Annotated in this window: 16 protein-coding genes; 10 read left to right on the top strand and 6 right to left on the bottom strand. The window is 45.1% G+C overall.

What is annotated here, in order from left to right:
- Positions 1 to 220: 220 nt before the first annotated feature.
- Positions 221 to 1,921 (bottom strand): NAD-dependent malic enzyme, encoded by a 1,701-nt coding sequence (locus tag ACTL4S_RS10975; protein WP_441299349.1) that lies wholly within the window; start codon positions 1,919 to 1,921, stop codon positions 221 to 223.
- A gap of 293 nt (positions 1,922 to 2,214) precedes the next feature.
- On the opposite strand from ACTL4S_RS10975, the gene ACTL4S_RS10980 reads away from it, so the two are divergent.
- The 10 genes from ACTL4S_RS10980 to ACTL4S_RS11025 all read left to right on the top strand — a co-directional run bounded on the left by ACTL4S_RS10980 (position 2,215) and on the right by ACTL4S_RS11025 (position 13,587).
- Positions 2,215 to 3,177 carry an alpha/beta hydrolase gene (locus tag ACTL4S_RS10980; RefSeq protein ID WP_155861592.1) on the top strand — a complete coding sequence of 321 codons (963 nt, stop codon included), beginning with the start codon at positions 2,215 to 2,217 and terminating at the stop codon, positions 3,175 to 3,177.
- 335 nt (positions 3,178 to 3,512) lie between these two features.
- Entirely contained in the window at positions 3,513 to 5,024 is a 1,512-nt protein-coding gene (exaC, locus tag ACTL4S_RS10985) for an acetaldehyde dehydrogenase ExaC (RefSeq protein ID WP_441299350.1), read from the top strand.
- Between the two features lie 399 nt (positions 5,025 to 5,423).
- Positions 5,424 to 6,539: a bifunctional 3,4-dihydroxy-2-butanone-4-phosphate synthase/GTP cyclohydrolase II gene (gene ribBA, locus ACTL4S_RS10990; RefSeq protein WP_441299351.1), complete on the top strand. Its 1,116-nt coding sequence runs from the start codon at positions 5,424 to 5,426 to the stop codon at positions 6,537 to 6,539.
- A gap of 18 nt (positions 6,540 to 6,557) precedes the next feature.
- On the top strand, positions 6,558 to 7,028 hold the full coding sequence (ribH, locus tag ACTL4S_RS10995; protein WP_004280926.1) for a 6,7-dimethyl-8-ribityllumazine synthase: 471 nt from the start codon (positions 6,558 to 6,560) through the stop codon (positions 7,026 to 7,028).
- A 4-nt stretch (positions 7,029 to 7,032) separates the two neighbouring features.
- A complete protein-coding gene (gene nusB, locus ACTL4S_RS11000) occupies positions 7,033 to 7,482 on the top strand; it encodes a transcription antitermination factor NusB (RefSeq protein WP_005249568.1) in 450 nt (149 codons plus the stop codon).
- A gap of 17 nt (positions 7,483 to 7,499) precedes the next feature.
- Positions 7,500 to 8,417 carry a thiamine-phosphate kinase gene (gene thiL / locus ACTL4S_RS11005; protein ID WP_441299352.1) on the top strand — a complete coding sequence of 306 codons (918 nt, stop codon included), beginning with the start codon at positions 7,500 to 7,502 and terminating at the stop codon, positions 8,415 to 8,417.
- Positions 8,395 to 8,916 (top strand): phosphatidylglycerophosphatase A family protein, encoded by a 522-nt coding sequence (locus ACTL4S_RS11010; RefSeq protein WP_005105065.1) that lies wholly within the window; start codon positions 8,395 to 8,397, stop codon positions 8,914 to 8,916. Before thiL ends, ACTL4S_RS11010 begins: the two co-directional genes overlap by 23 nt.
- A 20-nt stretch (positions 8,917 to 8,936) precedes the next feature.
- Positions 8,937 to 10,301 carry a bifunctional UDP-N-acetylglucosamine diphosphorylase/glucosamine-1-phosphate N-acetyltransferase GlmU gene (gene glmU, locus ACTL4S_RS11015; RefSeq protein WP_441299353.1) on the top strand — a complete coding sequence of 455 codons (1,365 nt, stop codon included), beginning with the start codon at positions 8,937 to 8,939 and terminating at the stop codon, positions 10,299 to 10,301.
- 11 nt (positions 10,302 to 10,312) lie between these two features.
- The gene (gene glmS / locus ACTL4S_RS11020; protein ID WP_441299354.1) at positions 10,313 to 12,151 is read left to right on the top strand and encodes a glutamine--fructose-6-phosphate transaminase (isomerizing); all 1,839 of its coding nucleotides are present in this window, start codon (positions 10,313 to 10,315) and stop codon (positions 12,149 to 12,151) included.
- 59 nt (positions 12,152 to 12,210) lie between these two features.
- Complete coding sequence (locus ACTL4S_RS11025) at positions 12,211 to 13,587, top strand: phosphohexomutase domain-containing protein (RefSeq protein WP_441299355.1); 1,377 nt, start codon at positions 12,211 to 12,213, stop codon at positions 13,585 to 13,587.
- An 81-nt stretch (positions 13,588 to 13,668) separates the two neighbouring features.
- On the opposite strand, the gene ACTL4S_RS11030 is transcribed toward ACTL4S_RS11025, so the two are convergent.
- Genes ACTL4S_RS11030 through galU form a run of 5 tightly spaced genes read right to left on the bottom strand, consistent with a single transcriptional unit; the run spans position 13,669 to position 19,385 of the window.
- Entirely contained in the window at positions 13,669 to 14,547 is an 879-nt protein-coding gene (locus ACTL4S_RS11030) for a beta-1,6-N-acetylglucosaminyltransferase (protein WP_441299356.1), read from the bottom strand.
- Between the two features lie 2 nt (positions 14,548 to 14,549).
- Positions 14,550 to 15,569, bottom strand: a complete 1,020-nt coding sequence (galE, locus tag ACTL4S_RS11035) for a UDP-glucose 4-epimerase GalE (RefSeq protein WP_005108342.1) — start codon at positions 15,567 to 15,569, stop codon at positions 14,550 to 14,552.
- On the bottom strand, positions 15,562 to 17,229 hold the full coding sequence (gene pgi, locus ACTL4S_RS11040) for a glucose-6-phosphate isomerase (protein ID WP_224217139.1): 1,668 nt from the start codon (positions 17,227 to 17,229) through the stop codon (positions 15,562 to 15,564). The genes galE and pgi overlap by 8 nt, the downstream gene beginning before the upstream one ends.
- Positions 17,229 to 18,485 (bottom strand): nucleotide sugar dehydrogenase, encoded by a 1,257-nt coding sequence (locus ACTL4S_RS11045; protein ID WP_441299357.1) that lies wholly within the window; start codon positions 18,483 to 18,485, stop codon positions 17,229 to 17,231. Before ACTL4S_RS11045 ends, pgi begins: the two co-directional genes overlap by 1 nt.
- A 24-nt stretch (positions 18,486 to 18,509) precedes the next feature.
- Positions 18,510 to 19,385 carry a UTP--glucose-1-phosphate uridylyltransferase GalU gene (galU, locus tag ACTL4S_RS11050; RefSeq protein WP_441299358.1) on the bottom strand — a complete coding sequence of 292 codons (876 nt, stop codon included), beginning with the start codon at positions 19,383 to 19,385 and terminating at the stop codon, positions 18,510 to 18,512.
- Positions 19,386 to 19,392 lie beyond the last annotated feature (7 nt).

Genomic DNA, 19,392 nt, shown 5'->3' on the forward strand with positions numbered 1-19,392 from the left:
ATGTTATTTTCTTTAAATGATCCTTTCATTTTTATTTCACTCAATAAAAAATTCTTAAAGTACTTTCTGATTTTATAACCAAGGTGTGACCATGGCACCCCTACGACAATAAAAAAGCCCTAATCAAAAGATCTGGGCTTTTTATATTTCACCCACGCATCAGATGAACTCTAGTTAGCATAAAAAATTGGCCATGATAAAGAGTTCCTCTTCAATACAATTAAAAGGTAATCCGCTGATAATCACGGTATTGCGGTGTCCAAAAATTATGCTCTATTGCTAGCTGTAATTCTTCTACACTGATTTTCGGTGCTACTCCGTCTTCAATCGCAGCAAGTGCCACTTTTAATGCAATCTGCTTCGAAATTGACTGTAAACAATCCAGATTTGGCAATAAATCCGCCTGAGGGTCTTTCAGTTTCGGAGAACAGTCCGCTAAGGCATTACTCGAGGCCATCAGCATATTATCCGTGACACGTTTTGCACCTGAAGCAACTACGCCCAGACCGATACCCGGGAAAATATAAGAGTTATTGCATTGGGAAATATGATGAATCTGTCCCTGATAATTCACTGGTGCAAATGGGCTACCCGTCGCAATCAATGCTCTGCCATTGGTCCATTGCAAGATATCGGCCGGAACAGCTTCTACGCGGGAAGTCGGGTTAGATAAAGGGAAAACAATCGGTTGTACACTATTTTCAGCCATGGCTTCAATCACTTCCTGAGTGAATAGACCTGGCTGTCCAGATACACCTATCAGTACCGTCGGTTTGGCACGTTTGACCACATCCAGTAGAGAAATCATACTCTCTGCATCTGCCCAGCTTTCTACATTTTCAAGCGGCTGTGCAAGTTTGCGCTGGAAATCCAATAAATTCGGCTGATTTTCTGTGATCAGGCCAAAGCGGTCGACCATAAACACACGTGCACGTGCTTCAGCATCACTTAAGCCTTCAGCAACCATTTGCTTAACGATCTGTTCTGCAATCCCGCAACCGGCTGAACCAGCACCCAAGAAAGTAACCACCTGATCTTTAAGCTGTTTGCCTGCTGCACGCGAAGCAGCAATCAGGCTGCCGACAGACACCGCAGCGGTGCCCTGAATATCATCATTGAAACAACAGATTCGATCACGGTATTTTTCCAGCAAAGGCATGGCATTTTTCTGTGCAAAGTCTTCAAACTGAATTAAGGCATCTGGCCAGCGCTGTTGAATCGCCCGAATCACCGTCTCGACAAAAGCATAGTATTCATCGCCGCTGATTCGTGGTTCACGCCAGCCCATATAAATCGGGTCATTTAACAACTGCTGATTATTGGTACCGACATCAAGAGTAATCGGTAAGGTATAGGCCGGACTGATCCCGCCACATGCGGTGTAGAGTGCCAGTTTTCCAATGGGAATCCCCATACCACCGATGCCTTGATCTCCAAGACCCAAAATGCGCTCACCATCTGTAATCACAATCACTTTCACGTTCTTTTTATTGATATTGTGAATAATCTGGTCGATCTGATCACGGTCAGGATAGGAAATAAAGATCCCACGATGACGGCGATAAATATCAGAAAAGCGCTGACATGCCTCACCCACAGTCGGGGTATAGATAATCGGCATCATCTCACTGAGGTGATTTTCAATCAGATGGTAAAACAGGGTCTCATTGGTATCCTGAATATTCCGCAAATAAATATGCTTGTTAATATCACTGCTAAAAGCACAATACTGCTGATAAGAACGCTGACTTTGTTCTTCAATCGTCTCGGTGACATGAGGAATCAAGCCATGCAAGTTAAAGCTTCTACGCTCTTCTTCAGAAAATGCAGAGCCTTTATTGAGTAGTGGGAGTTCTAGCAGAGTATTTCCAGCATAAGGAATATATAAAGGGCGTTTACTGTTCAAATTTTCTCTGGGCATTATTTAACTCATCTAATCAATCTTCGGCAGTTCTGCCAAAATAGTCACATCACTTTGTTTATTTTATATAGCTTAGCCTGATTTTAAGCTGTTAGGTCATTTAGCAAATTTATAATACTTGTAGCAGGATTTTATAATCTGATAACACTCATTTTCAGCCTAGGTTTTGGACGGTTTCTAAAATTAATCCCTATTCGTATTTTTAATTTAAATCGGCAGCAAGATCTGTTTGACAAAAAACCTCAGCTCATCAAGGATAAAGCATAAATTTAATAAGACCAACGAGTATAAAAATGAGTGAACTGCAACCGCTTTATCAGCTCGATATTCTGGGGACAGGCTATGAACAAGCGACCTTAAACTTTCCCGATGATTATGAGGGCAAAGTCGTAGCAACCCTGATCCGTAAAAAAGCAGCCCAACCCACAAAAAAAGCAGTTTTATATATTCACGGCTTTATCGATTATTTTTTTCAGACCGAAATGGCAGAGCGCTTTAATCAGCATGGTTTTGATTTTTATGCGCTGGATTTAAGAAAGTACGGACGGTCGATTCTGCCGCATCAAAAATATTATAACGTCTATGACCTAGCTGAATATGATGCAGAAATTACCCAAGCCCTCGACATTATAGCAGCTGAGGGCCACGATGCTGCCCTGCTCTGTGGTCATTCTACCGGCGGCCTGACCACGACCTTATATGCGGCACATCATCCGCAGCACCCTTTAATCAAAGCGCTTTGGGTCAATAGTCCATTTTATGACTTCAATATGAATCCAATCAAACGTGCGCTTGGCATTCCGCAACTGAGCAGACTGGCTAAAATTTTTCCCAATCTTAAATTTCCAAGCGAGCTGAACAAGTGGTATGCCACCAGCCTGCATAAGGATTTAAAAGGCGAATGGGACTTCAGTCTGGACTGGAAAAAGACCCGCTACCCGATGGTTCGGATCAGTTTTATTCGTGCCATTCATGAGGCACAGAAAGAAATTCATCGCGGTGTTCAGCTCGATATTCCGGTATTGATCATGCATTCGCATCAGACCTTATATCCTAAAAAATGGGGCAAAGCCGCACAGAGCAGCGATGTAATTCTAGGCATTAAAGACATTCAGAAATATGCCAAAAAAATTAAAGGCGATGTCACGGTTCAAAGTATTCAGAACGGTTTACATGATCTGGTACTTTCAGAGCAATCTGTTCGTGAGCAGGTTTATCAGCAACTGTTTCAATGGCTGCATGACAAAGGACTTTAGATAAACGCGGAAGAAGAAATGAAACTTACCCTCATTTCTCTTGCCTGGCTTCTTTTGAATCATGACTAGGTCGAAATGTAATCAAGTGCATTGAAAATATGCCAATCTTTCGATGTTTTATAACCACTATAACTCATTGTTTTTAAATTTAAGGCTTGAGAATTTATAATTTTTATTATTCTACCGCTTGTCTCCAAATATTGTCTTTTGTAGCAAGCCTGTAAACAAACAACCGTCCGTCTTGTTCCCTCTTTATAGTAGAGCTGCGCCTATATTTTTTGATCGGCAACATGCGCGCAGCCTGCACCACTAACAATCATATAAAGGAATAGATTATGCGTTATGCAGACCCCAATACTGACGGTTCAAAAATTCAATTTAAAGCACAATACGATAATTTCATTGGCGGCGAATGGGTCGCTCCAGTCAAAGGTGAATACTTTGACAACATTTCTCCGGTAGATGGCAAAGTATTTACCAAAGTGCCGCGTTCCTCTGTAGAAGACATTGAGTTGGCCCTGGATGCAGCGCACAAAGCCAAAGAACAATGGAACAGAGCATCGCCGACCACCCGCTCCAATATTCTGTTGAAAATTGCCGACCGTCTGGAACAAAATCTGGAAATGTTGGCTGTAGCAGAAACCTGGGACAATGGAAAACCGATCCGTGAAACGCTGGCTGCCGATATTCCACTGGCCATTGACCATTTCCGTTATTTTGCCGGCTGTATCCGGGCTCAGGAAGGTGGCATTTCCGAAATTGATGAAGATACTATCGCCTACCATTTTCATGAACCGCTTGGTGTAGTCGGACAAATCATTCCCTGGAACTTCCCGATTCTGATGGCCGCCTGGAAACTCGCGCCAGCCTTGGCTGCAGGCAACTGTATTGTGCTGAAACCTGCAGAACAGACTCCGGTCAGTATTCTGGTGCTCGCTGAACTGATTCAGGACATTTTGCCACCGGGCGTGTTGAACATCGTCAATGGCTACGGGGTCGAAGTCGGCCGTCCACTGGCGACCAATCCCCGTATTGCCAAGATTGCCTTTACCGGCTCAACCGCAGTGGGTCAGCTGATCATGCAATATGCGACTGAAAATATTATTCCGGTGACTCTGGAACTCGGCGGTAAATCACCAAATCTTTTCTTTGCCGACATCATGGATCAGGAAGACGATTATCTGGATAAAGCTCTGGAAGGCTTTGCCATGTTTGCCCTGAACCAGGGTGAAATCTGTACCTGCCCTTCCCGGGCCTTGGTACAGGAAAGTATTGCCGATGAGTTTTTAGCGCGTGCAGTAGAACGGGTACAACGCATTAAAACCGGTCATCCACTGGATACTGATACTATGATTGGCGCGCAAGCTTCTCAGGAACAGCAGGACAAGATTCTGGGTTGTATTGCCACTGGCCGTGAAGAAGGTGCACAGATCCTGACCGGCGGTGAAGCACGTCAGGAAGTCGGTCAAGGTTTCTATATTGAGCCGACCATCTTTAAGGGCACCAACAATATGAAAACCTTCCAAGAAGAAATTTTTGGTCCCGTGCTGGCCGTGACTACCTTTAAAGACTTCGATGATGCAATCAAGATCGCCAACGATACCATTTACGGACTCGGTGCCGGGGTCTGGTCGCGCTCGGCACATACCTCGTATCGTGCCGGTCGTGCCATCCAGGCTGGTCGGGTCTGGACCAACTGTTATCATATCTACCCGGCGCATGCGGCTTTCGGCGGTTATAAAAAATCAGGCATTGGACGTGAGAATCACAGAATGATGCTGGATCATTATCAGCAAACCAAAAACCTGTTAGTGAGCTATTCAACCAAACCGGCAGGTTTTTTCTAATCAATCTGATGATTAAAAGCGGGCTTCGGTCCGCTTTTAACCTGATATTTTTTAAAATTTTTAATACTGGGTAAAATTTTCCAGCATTTTGAGTCCAAAATTCCATTGAATGACTGACAATAAATAAAAATACTTTCTGAAAACACCTTAATGTCTGAGCTTATGTTGATTTCACCTAAGTTTCTCATTTTTTATGCTTTTTAATTGCTCAAAAAACCTGCATAAAGCTCAGGCTTTCATTTAAAGTCGGCTTTTCATGTTTATCAAGACTGTGTATAACAATGAACCACTAGAGGGAAAGCAATAAGCATAGGCAAAATTGCGCAAAAAGCGTTAGACTATGTACCCAATAATGTCATGATTCGGTCTGATCAAGATCAAAAAAGAAGGTGAAGGTTGATGCCGCTCAATACTGTTGAAGAGCTTGTAGCAGATATCCGTGCAGGAAAAATGGTCATCCTGATGGATGATGAAGACCGTGAAAATGAAGGCGATTTGGTGATTGCTGCCACACACGTACGTCCTGAAGACATCAACTTCATGATCACCCATGCACGTGGTCTGGTCTGCCTGACTTTAAGTAAAGAGCGTTGCCAGCAGTTGAATCTGCCGTTAATGGTGGATGCCAATGGTGCCCAGCATGGGACCAATTTCACCCTGTCGATTGAAGCGGCTGAAGGTATTTCTACCGGTATTTCTCCGGCTGAACGTGCGCACACGATTCAAACTGCTGTGGCTGCTCATGCCAAACCGGCAGATATTGTACAGCCAGGACATATCTTCCCGCTGATGGCGCAACCAGGCGGTGTCTTGCACCGTGCCGGACATACTGAGGCAGGTTGTGATCTTTCCCGTTTAGCAGGACTGGAACCAGCTTCTGTGATTTGTGAAATCATCAATGAAGATGGCACGATGGCGCGCCGTCCGGATCTGGAAGTCTTTGCTGAAAAGCATGGCCTGAAAATCGGCACGATTGCCGATCTGATTCATTACCGCATGACCAATGAACAAACGGTAGAGCGTATCGATCAGCAAAGTATTGATACTGAATACGGCAGCTTTAACCTGTATCGCTATCGTGAACTGGGCAATCCGGATATTCATTTGGCTTTGGTCAAAGGTGAGCCTAAAGAGGGTGTGACCACAGTACGTGTACATGGTTTTAACCCGACCCGCGACTTGCTCAAACTGAAGAAACAGGATGGCGAGCCGGCCTGGAACCTGGATCGTGCCCTGAAAGAAATTTCCAATAGTGATCGTGGTGTCTTGGTCTGGATTGGCCAGCGCCATTTACAGGACCTGGGTCCAGCATTAGATACCCTTAAAGCACCAAAAAATGTAAAATCAAATTCTGCACTGTCTCAGCAGTATCAGACCATTGGTGTGGGTGCACAAATTTTGCGTGATTTAGGCGTTGAAAAAATGAAGCTGCTGAGCTCTCCATTGCGTTTCAATGCCCTGTCAGGCTTTAACTTAGAAGTGGTAGAATACATCACCGCACAACAAACATCTTAAGAAATCATCGAGGTTGTTATGGCAGTTCGCCGTATTGAAGGTATGTTACATCTCGCGAACGAAGACCGTTATGCGATTTTAGTTGGTCGTTTTAACAGCTTTGTGGTTGAACATCTGTTAGAAGGTGCCATTGATACATTGAAACGTCATGGTGTATCAGAGGATAATATTACTGTTGTTCATGCACCTGGTGCCTGGGAACTTCCTGTAGTTGCGAAAAAACTGGCAGCTTCAGATCGTTTCGATGCCATCATCGCGCTTGGCGCCGTGATTCGTGGTAGCACGCCTCACTTCGATTTCGTTGCAGGCGAATGTGCCAAAGGTTTAGGCGTGGTTGGCCTGGACACTGGCTTACCTGTAATTAACGGTGTACTCACTACGGACAGTATTGAACAAGCGATTGAACGCTCTGGAACAAAAGCAGGCAATAAAGGTAGCGAAGCTGCCCTGACTGCGATTGAAATGGTTAACTTGTTAAAGGCTATTTAACGCTATGTCGCAAACACTTCAAGCAACTTATGCAGCAAAACGTAAAGCACGTCGCTTTGCTGTACAAGGAATTTATGAATGGCAAATGAGCCACAATCCGGTGCATGAGATTGAAGCACGTACGCGTGTGGAAAATGCCATGCACAAAGTGGATCTGAGCTATTATCATGAATTGTTGACTCAAGTGGTTGCCAATCATGAAGCATTGGATGCGCTCTTAATCCCGGTACTCGATCGCGAACTTTCAGCACTTGACGGTGTTGAGCTTGCGACCCTTCGTCTTGGTGCATATGAACTCAAAGAACATTTTGAGATTCCATATCGCGTCGTTCTAGATGAAGCAATCGAACTGGCTAAACATTTTGGCGGTGCCGATAGCCATAAATACATCAATGGTGTATTGGATCGTTTAGCGACAACTTTGCGTGCAGCAGAAAAACAGCAGTCTAACTAATAGCGTAGATTCGTTGTATGGCTGAATTTTCGATTATCGACACCTATTTCAATCGCAAGAATGCCCATTCTGTCGATCTGGGCGTCGGTGACGATTCAGCCTTGCTCACCCCCCCTCCTCAGCAACAACTGGTCATCTGTGCCGACACTCTAGTTGCTGGACGCCATTTTCCAATAGACACCGATCCGCATGCGATTGGCTGGAAAGCTGTGGCTGTCAATTTATCTGATATTGCCGCGATGGGCGCAACCCCGTACAGTATTTTACTCGCATTGAGCCTACCCCAAATTGATCATGACTGGCTAAAAGCTTTTAGTCAGGGTTTATATGATTGTTGCGATCAATTTGGTGTGAGCTTAATCGGTGGTGATACCACTCAAAGTCCTCATTTAACCCTGTCTGTCACAGCATTGGGCTGGGTGGATATTGGTCAAGCCATTCCACGCTCAGGTGCAAAACCGGGTGATCTGATCTGTGTCAGTGGAACTGTCGGTGATGCAGCTTTTGCACTACAGCATCTTGGTCATCCACTGCAAAAACGTCTGGACTATCCAACGCCACGCTGTCAGCTCGGTGCTGCCTTAAAAGGTTTGGTACATAGCATGATTGACGTCTCGGATGGCTTGGCACAAGATCTTGGACATATTCTCAAAGCCTCTCAAGTAGGTGCAAAGCTGCAACTCGAAAACTTACCGATCAGTCCTGCCCTGCATGCCTTAAACGATGCGCAAAAATGGCAATATGCCCTCGCTGGTGGCGATGATTACGAGTTATGCTTTACAATAAGCCCGCAAAATTACCAAAAATTATTGCAAAAACAACTTGATGTTCCGATTAGTATAATCGGAAAAATTCAGCCGCAGCACGGCTTAACTTTTGAAAAAAATGGCGTAGATCATTTACTTCAATTTAATGGGTATCAACATTTTGCATAAACCTGCGATTAATTTTAAAGCCATGTCATGGATCGACCGACTGATTGTCTTTAGTGGGGTTGGTTTTGGTTCGGGTCTGGCACCTAAAGCACCCGGTACCTTTGGGTCGGCCTTTGCACTTTTATTTATTCCCATTTGGCTGCATCTTGGTTTTCTAAACAGTGTTTTTGCCATTGCCATCATGTCCCTGGTTGGCATATATATCTGCGGGCATACTGCTAGAGTCATGGGGGTTCATGATGATGGACGCATTGTCTGGGATGAATTTGCCGGACAATCCATCACATTTTTGCCCCTGATCTACTTAGGCCAGATGAACTGGTTATGGTTGCTCGTCGGTTTTGCCCTGTTCAGGTTATTTGATATCTGGAAACCTTGGCCGATCAGGGTGATTGATCGTCAAGTGGCTGGTGGCTTCGGCATCATGCTGGATGACATTATTGCCGGCCTTTGGGCGGCTCTTTGTATTTTGCTTTATTTTTACTTCATCGTGGCATAAGCCATATTTAGGATTAGAACATGTCAACGACTGTTATTATTCTTGCTGCAGGTAAAGGCACGCGTATGCGTTCAAGCTTACCGAAAGTATTACAACCCCTTGCAGGACGTCCTTTACTGGGTCATGTCATTGAAACGGCAAAAAAATTAAACGCAGATAATATTATTACCATTTATGGTCATGGTGGTGACCGGGTTCAAACAGCATTTGCACAACAGGATATTAAATGGGTCGAACAGGCTGAACAGCTGGGTACCGGCCATGCGGTGCAGATGACCTTGCCTGTCCTGCCTCACGACGGCGTATCGCTGATTCTTTCCGGCGATGTACCCTGCATTAATCCTGTGACCTTGCAAAAATTACTCGATGCCACTGCAGAAACCGGTATTGGTCTGGTGACGCTTACCCTGCTGGATGCCAATGGTTATGGCCGTATTGTGCGTGAACAGGGTCAGATCCAGGCCATTATTGAACATAAAGATGCCAACGATGCCCAACGTCAGATCAAGGAAATCAATACCGGTATTTATGCGGTCAGCAATGCCAAACTACATCAATGGCTGCCAAATTTAAGCAATGACAATGCCCAAGGTGAATATTACCTGACCGATATTGTGGCGATGGCTTTGGCAGATGGTATGCAAGTTGCATCTGTAGAACCTGAGCAGGCTTTTGAAGTTGAAGGGGTAAATGACCGGGTGCAGTTGGCTGCTTTAGAGCGTCAGTTCCAGGCTTATCAAGCAAAACAGCTGATGCAGCAAGGCGTACATCTGATTGATCCAAGCCGCTTTGACTTGCGTGGCAATTTAACTGTCGGTCAGGATGTCCGTATTGATATCAATGTGATTATCGAAGGTGATTGCGAGCTGGGCGACAACGTTGAAATTGGCGCCGGCTGTATCATTAAGAATAGCAAGATTGCAGCTGGCACCAAGGTTCAACCATATAGCATTTTTGACAATGCTATCGTTGGTGAAGATACCCAGATTGGACCTTTTGCACGACTCCGTCCGGGTGCAAAACTCGCAGCTGAGGTACATATCGGTAACTTCGTTGAAGTCAAAAATACCTCGATTGGTCTAGGCTCTAAAGCCAACCATTTTACCTATCTGGGTGATGCTGAAATCGGTGCCGGTTCTAATATCGGTGCAGGAACCATTACCTGTAACTATGATGGTGCGAACAAATTTAAAACGATTATTGGTGATCAGGCCTTCATTGGCTCGAACAGTTCATTGGTTGCACCTGTGAGAATTGGCAAAGGTGCCACAGTGGGTGCAGGCTCAACGATTACCCGTGATGTGGAAGACAACAGTTTGGCAGTAGAGCGCTCTAAGCAATTTGCCAAAGAAAACTATCCACGTCCGCAAAAAATCAAGAAATAAGGGGAACAAATATGTGTGGTATCGTTGGTGGCATTGCAGAACGTAGCATTACCAATATTTTGATCGAAGGCTTAAAACGCCTGGAATACCGTGGTTATGATTCAGCAGGTTTGGCACTGATTAATAATAGCCAAGTCCTACGTGAACGCCGTGTCGGTAAGGTTGCGAACCTTGAACAGGCTGTGAATGAGTCCCAGATTAGCGGTTCACTTGGCATTGCGCATACACGCTGGGCGACCCATGGCAAACCGACTGAAGAAAATGCCCATCCGCATATTTCTGAAAATGTGGCAGTGGTTCATAACGGAATTATCGAAAACTATCAGGAACTCAAAGATGATCTTGAAGCTTTGGGCTATGTGTTTACCTCACAGACTGATACTGAAGTGGTTGCCCATCTGATCAATGATGCGCTGAAATCTACACCAAGTTTGTTAGAAGCCGTACGCCAAGTGGTTCCGCAACTGAAAGGTGCCTATGCACTGGGCATCGTACATACTGACCACCCGGATGAGCTGATTACCGTGCGTGAAGGTTCGCCACTGGTGATTGGCGTGGGCATTGGCGAGAACTTTATCAGTTCTGACCAGCTAGCGCTGCTCCCGATTACCAACCGTTTTATCTACCTGGAAGAAGGTGATATTGCCCGTTTGACCCGCACCACCATTGAAGTCTTTGTCGATGGTCAACTGATCGATCGTCCGGTCAAAGAACTGGATGCTGCGGTCAGCAATGCCTCTAAAGGTGAATACAAGCACTACATGCTCAAAGAAATTTATGAGCAGCCTGAAGCGATCAAACAGACCATTTCCCAAGCCTTAAATGGCAATGAGCTGCGCGAAGACTTCCTTGCCAGTGCAGAACAAGACTTCTCCACAATCCAGCAAATTCAGATTATTGCCTGTGGCACCAGCTATCATGCCGGCATGATCGCCAAATACTGGTTTGAACAGCTGATTGATCTGCCTTGCCAGGTCGAGATTGCCAGCGAGTTCCGTTATCGCACTCCGGTGATTGTGAACAACACGCTATATGTATGTATTTCCCAGTCCGGTGAAACTGCCGATACCTTGGCTGCCTTACGTGATACACAGAAACGTGCAACTGCCAAAGGCCTCGACATTAGCACGATGACGATCTGTAACGTGGCAACCTCTTCGATGGTACGTGAAACAGATTACAGCCTGCTGACTTTAGCTGGTCCTGAAATTGGCGTGGCTTCCACCAAAGCCTTTACCACCCAGCTTGCAGCCTTGATGCTGTTGGTACTGAAAATCGGTTCTGTAAAAAATACTATTTCTACAGAAAAAATGACGGAAATTACCACAGGACTTTGGCATATGCCTAAAGTGATTCTGGATACCTTGCGTCATGACGATGAAATTTTACGTCTCTCTGAATTGTTTGTTGAGAAGCAGCATTGTCTGTTTTTGGGCCGTGGTACGCATTTCCCGATCGCTCTGGAAGGTGCACTCAAGCTGAAAGAAATTTCCTATATTCACGCTGAAGGTTATGCTGCAGGTGAGCTGAAACATGGGCCATTGGCACTGGTCGACAATGACATGCCGGTGGTGATTCTGGCGCCACAAGATGACATGCTGGACAAACTGAAATCCAATATGGAAGAAGTTCAGGCACGTGGTGGTGAACTGTTTGTTTTTGCTGATGAACACAGTGGCATTAAAGCCAAAGAGCGCAAGCACGTGGTACATATTCCATCAGTAAATGCAGTACTGGCACCGATTGTGTATAGCATCCCGGTGCAGTTACTCTCTTATCATGTGGCAGTGCTACGTGGTACGGATGTGGATCAGCCACGCAACCTGGCAAAATCGGTTACTGTAGAATAATTAAAATTGAATCGAGGCTGGGAAACCGGCCTTTTTTCTTCTAAATGGAGAGCCTCTAAATGACAAAACTGACTTGCTTCAAAGCCTATGATATTCGCGGCAAACTGGGTAGCGAACTCAATGAAGAGATTGCCTATAAAATTGGCCGTGCTTATGGACAGATCTATCAGCTTAAAACAGTTGTCATTGGCTGTGATATTCGACTCAGCAGTGAAGGTTTAAAACAGGCGACCATTCGCGGTTTAAATGATGCCGGGGTTAATGTGCTGGATCTCGGCATGACCGGGACTGAAGAAGTTTATTTCGCGGCCTTCCACCTCGATGTACAAGGTGGAATTGAAGTCACTGCCAGCCATAATCCGATGGACTATAACGGCATGAAACTGGTGCGTGAAAATGCCCGTCCGATTAGTGCAGATACAGGCTTAAAAGAAATTCAGGCCTTGGCAGAATCGGGACAATTCATTGAAGTTAGCCAAAAAGGTCATACTGAAAAATATAATATCCTGCCAGAGTTTATCGATCACCTGATGACCTATATCGATCCGGCAAAAATCCGCCCGATGAAACTGGTGATGAATGCCGGTAATGGCGCCGCAGGTCATGTAGTGGATGCGCTTGAACAGAAGTTTCAACAGCTACAGATTCCGGTTGAATTTGTCAAAATTCATAATGAGGCCAATGGCAACTTCCCGAATGGCATCCCGAATCCAATTTTGGTTGAAAACCGTGATAGCACCCGTGATGCGGTGATTCAGCATGGTGCGGATATGGGCATTGCCTGGGATGGCGACTTTGACCGCTGCTTCCTGTTCGATGAAAAAGGTCAGTTCATTGAAGGCTATTATATTGTCGGCCTTCTGGCGCAGGCATTCTTGCTAAAGCAATCTGGCGAAAAAATTGTGCATGACCCGCGTCTGGTCTGGAATACGCTCGATGTCGTGGAGCAGTATCAAGGGATTACCGTCCAATCAAAATCAGGTCATGCCTTTATTAAAGATGTCATGCGTGAACATAATGCGGCTTATGGTGGGGAAATGAGTGCCCATCACTATTTCCGTGATTTTGCTTACTGTGACAGCGGTATGATTCCATGGTTACTGGCTATGGCGGTACTGTCTGAAACAGGAAAATCCTTATCTTCTCTTGTGGAAGAAATGATCGCCAAGTTCCCTTGCAGTGGTGAAATCAACTTTAAAGTTGCCGATACCCAAGCGACCATCCAAAAACTTTTCGATCATTATGCCGATCAAAAACCGGAAATTGATCAGACCGATGGCGTCAGCCTGAATTTTGGCACATGGCGTTTTAATGTGCGTGCATCCAATACTGAACCGTTATTGCGTTTGAATATTGAAAGCCGCCGTGATCATCATCCACGGCCGATGCAGGACTATGTTGCTGAGCTGACCCAGCTGATCCAGGGCGAAGCTTAAGTCCTCAAAAAGCCTGAAAACAATGCCCTTAAACCAGAGAAAAGACTCCAGTTTTTAGGGTACTTTTCCGGCCTGAAGCTTTTATGAAAAATGTTTTTCGAGTATATCCACTGTGATATTTGTATTCATTTTTCGCGCAAACAGCATGCCTGACTTCTTCATTTTATCAAAATCAGACACATCTAAAGTTCTTGGATAATCCGGCCCGGAATCCCAGTCAATATATCTTAGCCCTGTTTCACAATCCTCTATCCTATGCTGGACATGATAGATGCTTTGCTGAAAATGGGAATTATAAATAATGGTATGGAAAAAGATTTCATCTGCACAGAGTGAAGATTTAAAGGTTTTTGCATAATCCGGATTCGCTTCCAGATAATCCAGAATAAATGTCACCGCCTGATCGGTGAGAGTAATCCAGTTTGAACCTTTATATAGTTTAGGTAAATGAGAAATATCCTGTTTACGGAAGTGCCGGCAATACCATAATGCCCATCTGTTCAGGAACTGAAATAATGGTGATTTAGCTTTCTGATACATAATCGGTAAATACAGGACATTCACCCGTTGTTCCACATCATCTGCTAAATCATCATGACCCACAAACTCGGTCTGTTTTTGATATTCTTTTTCTAGAAATAATTCTCTTGCGGTATTGGAACATAAAGGAATGTCATCTCCGGACAGGAAGAAAAAATAGCCGTAATCATATTTTTGTGCTTCCTGCAGGAGTTTTAACATGACTTCAATTTGGCTATAGCTGCCCCATCGTACATCTGTCCGGTCTGCTAAAAAATATACCTGATCAAGCTGTCCGAATTGAGTATGAAATGGGGCAAGGTCGGCTTTTTGATCGACATGAATAAGAATAATACTATGAGGACTTTTCAGCAGCTCATTCACCAGAAAAACCAATGAATGGGTAAGTTGATGACAAATAACCCCATAAATAAAATTCATATCTATGATCCATATCCTTTGGGGTTCTGCTTTTGCCATTTCCAGCTATCGGCGAGCATATCCTCCAAGCCATATTCGGGTGTCCAGCCCAACTCTTTTACTGCACGCGCATTGTCTGCATAGAAACTTGCCAAATCACCATCACGTCGTGCAGCGAACTCAAACGGAATCTGGATCTGATTCACTTTCTCAAAGGTATCTTTCAGGGTTAATACCGATATCGGTTGGCCCGTACCAATATTCCAGGCCCGGCAGCCTTGATGCTTTAAACGATTCTGAATTGCTAAAACATGTGCTTTCGCTAAATCCACCACATGAATAAAGTCACGCTCACAGGTGCCGTCGGCCGTGTCGTAATCATGGCCAAAAATAGACAGCTTTTCACGCAGACCTACCGCAACTTGAGTCACAAAAGGCATCAGATTGTTGGGAATACCCAATGGATCTTCACCAATCTGTCCACTTTTATGCGCGCCGACCGGATTAAAATAACGTAGCAAGGCAATGGACCAACGTTCATCTGCAATTGCTACTTTTTCTAACATCTGCTCAACAACCAACTTGGTATAGCCATAATTATTATTCGGCATACTTAAGGGCATATCTTCCTGATATGGAGAAGGATTATCTTCACCATACACAGTGGCGGAAGAGCTAAAGACCAGTTTATACACCTGTGCGCGCTGCATCGCCTGAACCAGACTAATTGAACCGGCAATATTATTATCAAAATAAGCCAATGGAATCTGCTGGCTTTCACCGACTGCTTTAAGACCGGCAAAATGAATTACCGCATCAATCGAATTTTGCTGAAAGACCTGATCGAGTAACTGGCTATCCCGGATATCGCCTTCCACAAAGGTCAGGCTTTTTTTGGTCAGCTTTTCTACTCGGCTTAAGGACTCGGAGGAACTATTGCACAGATTATCAAGTACAATTACCTCATGTCTGGCATTCAACAATTCTACACAGGTATGTGAACCAATATAGCCTGCCCCACCTGTGACCAAAATTTTAGCCATTTGACTTTCCTAATAAAATTTTAATGAGGCCTTGGGTTGAGCCATCCAGACCATCCAAGTCGGTCTGTTCACCATTCAGGATGGGCAATAGCTGGTTGGCAATTTCCTTGCCTTTTTCTACGCCCCACTGGTCAAACGGATTGATATTCCACAGCACGGACTGGACAAATACCTTGTGCTCATACAGTGCAATAAGCATGCCCAAACTGTATGGATTGAGTTCCTGCAATAACAGGGTACTGCTCGGCTGATTACCTTCATACTGTTTATAAGCCGGTAAGCTCGCCAATTCAGTTTGATCCAGTGCTTCATTGCCAAAAGCCAGTAAGCGCGATTGCGCCAGACAGTTGGATAAGGCCAGATGATGTTGTTCGACTAATGCTTCAGCGCTGTCTGCATAGGTATATTGCTGGCTGTTATAACGTTCTACCGGTGCAATAAAATCACAGCTGACTGACTGCGTACCCTGATGCAATAACTGATAGAAGGCATGCTGGGCATTCGGCCCGACCTCACCCCAGATAATCGGGCAGGTATCTAGCTGGACTTTCTCGCCATTACGTTGAATTGATTTGCCGTTGGATTCCATTTCCAGCTGTTGCAGATAGGAGGCAAAATATTTCAGCCGCCCATCATAAGGCAGAATTGCATGGGTCTGAATATCCAGAAAATTGGTATTCCATGCTCCCAAAAGTCCCATCAATACCGGAATATTGCGTTCGAAAGGCTGGTACTGAAAATGCTGATCCACGGCATAGGCACCCGCCAGCAGCTGCTTAAAGCCTTCAATCCCGATACTCAAGGCAATTGGCAGTCCGATACAGGACCAGAGTGAATAACGCCCGCCAACCCAGTCCCAAAGCAATAACTGGTTTTCCGGTGCAATACCCCATGCGGTCATTTTTTCCGGCTTGGTCGATACTCCAATAAAATGGTGCTTGAGGATATAGGGATGTTGACCTAAGGCCTTTTCCAGCCATAAACGGACTGTTTGTGCATTGGTCAGAGTATCTATGGTACCGAAGGATTTGGAAGAAATAATAAACAGTGTCGTTTCTGGACGCAGCTGGTGCAACAGCTCGGACAGCTGACTTCCATCCATAGTCGAAACAAAATGCACGTTGAGTGGCTGGGCAGACTGGTATTTAAAATCAGATAAAGCGTGCGTGACCATCAAAGGACCCAGATCTGATCCGCCCACCCCGATATTGACCACATCCTGAATGACTTCACCGGTGGCACCACGGCGCTGTCCGGCATGAATCTGTTCCACCAAGGCATACATCCGCTCCAGCTGGGCATGTACATCAGCTGCCAGATCAGCATGCTGTTGATCCTGTTTAGGCAGGCGTAGTGCCCAGTGCATGGCAGCACGCTGCTCGGTATAGTTGATTTCCTGACTGGAAAATAGGGAGCCAATCCAGGATCTGAGGTTCTGTGCATCGGCCCATTCGATCAGGCCCTGCAGTACATTTTTATTGATTCTGTGTTTGCTATAGTCAAATAGCAACTGCTCAAACTGGATTGAGTATTTGTTAAAACGCTGCGGGTCAGCAGCGAACAGTTCCCGTAGATGTTCCGATTGCAGTTGATCTTTATTCGAGGCGAGTTTCTGACACACTGTTTCTGTGCTTAGGCTTGGATTAATCTGGTTCAACATTAACGTCCCACCCCAATATAATTAAAACCACGTGTCTTGACATACGTCGGATCATACAGATTACGCCCATCCAGAATCAGGGGATGCTGCATTAGTTTGATTAGATACGGATAATCCGGACTACCGTACTGTTTCCATGCTGTAATCAGACACAAGGCATGCGCCCCTTCCACGGCCTGATACTGGTCTTTACACAGGATCAGGTCTTCCCGTGGTCCATAGACTTTTTCAATATTTGCCATTGCCTGAGGATCATGCAGCTTGACCGTCACACCCTGTGCCCATAAGGCTCTCAGCATGGCATGTACCGGAGATTGCTGGATACTTGGGGTATTTTCCTTAAAGGCTGCACCCCAGATCGCAATGACTTTACCCTTTAAGTCTCCACGGAAATAATTCCAGAGTTTACGGAACAGTAATTCTTTTTGCTGTTCGTTGATGTCCCAGACCTGCTCCAATAGCTGGTTTTTTACCCCTGAATCTGCCACTGCATGTGTCAAAGTGCGGATATCATGAGAGAAATTCTCTCCACCGAAACCGACACCGGGGAACAGATAGGCAGAACCAATCCGGTTATCCGCCGCCATGCCTTGCCGTACCTGTTCAATATCAATGCCTAGCTTTTCTGCCACACTGGCCAGATCGTTCATATAACTGATCCGGGTGGCGAGCATGCCAGAAATACTCAGTTTGGTAAATTCAGCATCCAGAACTGGCATAAACAAATATTGTTGGGTACGTGGAAAAAGGGGACGTAAGAGTTCTTTGATTTTAGGCTGTATATCTGCATGATCACAGCCCACAATCAGCTGGGTGGCCTGAGTAAAGCTACGCAGTGCATTCCCTTCCTGAATAATATCTGGCAGATAAATCCAGTCATCATTCGGCAGCAACTGCTGAAAGCGCTGGGTACCATGCAAGCCAAAGGTCGAGGCATTAATCATCAGTTTGGGATGGGCAAAACAGGCATGCCGGATGGTATCCAGCATCTGAAACGCCTGCTGTTCTTCAGTCGCATTAAAACTAAAGAAAAAAACATCCTGATTAAAATCCAGATGCTGAAAATCGCAACAGTTTAAAAAGCCAGATTTTTCCTGTTTTTGCAGTAATAGCTGAAGAGGTTCATCTTGGAAATAGGGCCGAGCTGACTCATCTACATTGAAGCTATTACACCAGACCACCTGATGACCACATTCAGATAAAAGAGCCGACATGACTCCGGAAAATAAGGTTTTTCCCAATACTGCGACTTTCATGATATTCCTTTTTATTATTTTTTCTTAAAAAGCCAATTCCTGAATCAATGCTTTAAACTCGGTACCGAGTTTAGGATGATCAACGCCATAATGTAAAACAGCTTTTAGATAACCTAACTTACTGCCACAGTCAAAGGTCTGACCTTTCATGCGATATGCTTCTACGGCTTCGGTTTTCTGCAGCATGGCAATCGCATCGGTCAGCTGGATTTCATTGCCTGCCCCGCGTGGGGTCTGTTCCAAAAGCTGCATGATTTTGGCCGGCAGAATATAACGTCCAACCACAGATAAATTCGAAGGTGCTGTTCCAACCGCCGGTTTCTCAACGATCCCTTGCATCACAATACTGTTCCCTTCCTCAGGCGATGCTGCAACATCAACAATGCCATACTGGTCCACCAGATGCTCAGGCACCGCTTCAACCATGATTTGTGAGGCTTGAGATTGTACATAGCGCTGGATCATGCGTGCCAGATCATTTTCCGTATTCTGATCCTTGACCAGCACATCCGGCAATAACACCGCAAAATCATCCTCACCAATCACCGCTTTGGCACACAGTACCGCATGGCCCAGACCTAAAGGCTGAGGCTGACGTACACTAATCACACTGACACCCGTAGGTAAAATTTCAGTAATTTCTTTGAGTAAGTCGGTCTTATTTTTTTGCTCAAGGGTGGTTTCAAGTTCAAAGTTACGGTCAAAATAGTTTTCAATCGATGCTTTGGAAGAATGAGTCACCAGAATAATCTGCTCAATCCCAGCAGCGACTGCTTCACGTACCACATATTCAATCGCAGGGCGATCCACGACTGTCACCATTTCTTTAGGAATGGATTTACTGGCAGGTAAAAAACGCGTACCTAAACCAGCCACAGGGAGAATTGCTTTCTTGATCATATCTATA

Source organism: Acinetobacter lwoffii (assembly GCF_052078135.1).
GTDB classification, from domain to species: Bacteria; Pseudomonadota; Gammaproteobacteria; order Pseudomonadales; family Moraxellaceae; genus Acinetobacter; species Acinetobacter lwoffii_Z.

What these genes read in the sequence shown, in the direction of transcription:
- ACTL4S_RS11045 (WP_441299357.1), bottom strand. Translation starts at nt 18,485, where the DNA reads ATGAAAGTCGCAGTATTGGGAAAAACCTTATTTTCCGGAGTCATGTCG.
- ribH (WP_004280926.1), top strand. Translation starts at nt 6,558, where the DNA reads ATGGCAGTTCGCCGTATTGAAGGTATGTTACATCTCGCGAACGAAGAC.
- galE (WP_005108342.1), bottom strand. Translation starts at nt 15,569, where the DNA reads ATGGCTAAAATTTTGGTCACAGGTGGGGCAGGCTATATTGGTTCACAT.
- exaC (WP_441299350.1), top strand. Translation starts at nt 3,513, where the DNA reads ATGCGTTATGCAGACCCCAATACTGACGGTTCAAAAATTCAATTTAAA.
- nusB (WP_005249568.1), top strand. Translation starts at nt 7,033, where the DNA reads ATGTCGCAAACACTTCAAGCAACTTATGCAGCAAAACGTAAAGCACGT.
- ACTL4S_RS11010 (WP_005105065.1), top strand. Translation starts at nt 8,395, where the DNA reads ATGGGTATCAACATTTTGCATAAACCTGCGATTAATTTTAAAGCCATG.
- ACTL4S_RS11030 (WP_441299356.1), bottom strand. Translation starts at nt 14,547, where the DNA reads ATGAATTTTATTTATGGGGTTATTTGTCATCAACTTACCCATTCATTG.
- ACTL4S_RS10975 (WP_441299349.1), bottom strand. Translation starts at nt 1,921, where the DNA reads ATGCCCAGAGAAAATTTGAACAGTAAACGCCCTTTATATATTCCTTAT.
- ACTL4S_RS10980 (WP_155861592.1), top strand. Translation starts at nt 2,215, where the DNA reads ATGAGTGAACTGCAACCGCTTTATCAGCTCGATATTCTGGGGACAGGC.
- pgi (WP_224217139.1), bottom strand. Translation starts at nt 17,229, where the DNA reads ATGTTGAACCAGATTAATCCAAGCCTAAGCACAGAAACAGTGTGTCAG.
- ACTL4S_RS11025 (WP_441299355.1), top strand. Translation starts at nt 12,211, where the DNA reads ATGACAAAACTGACTTGCTTCAAAGCCTATGATATTCGCGGCAAACTG.
- ribBA (WP_441299351.1), top strand. Translation starts at nt 5,424, where the DNA reads ATGCCGCTCAATACTGTTGAAGAGCTTGTAGCAGATATCCGTGCAGGA.
- glmU (WP_441299353.1), top strand. Translation starts at nt 8,937, where the DNA reads ATGTCAACGACTGTTATTATTCTTGCTGCAGGTAAAGGCACGCGTATG.
- thiL (WP_441299352.1), top strand. Translation starts at nt 7,500, where the DNA reads ATGGCTGAATTTTCGATTATCGACACCTATTTCAATCGCAAGAATGCC.
- galU (WP_441299358.1), bottom strand. Translation starts at nt 19,385, where the DNA reads ATGATCAAGAAAGCAATTCTCCCTGTGGCTGGTTTAGGTACGCGTTTT.
- glmS (WP_441299354.1), top strand. Translation starts at nt 10,313, where the DNA reads ATGTGTGGTATCGTTGGTGGCATTGCAGAACGTAGCATTACCAATATT.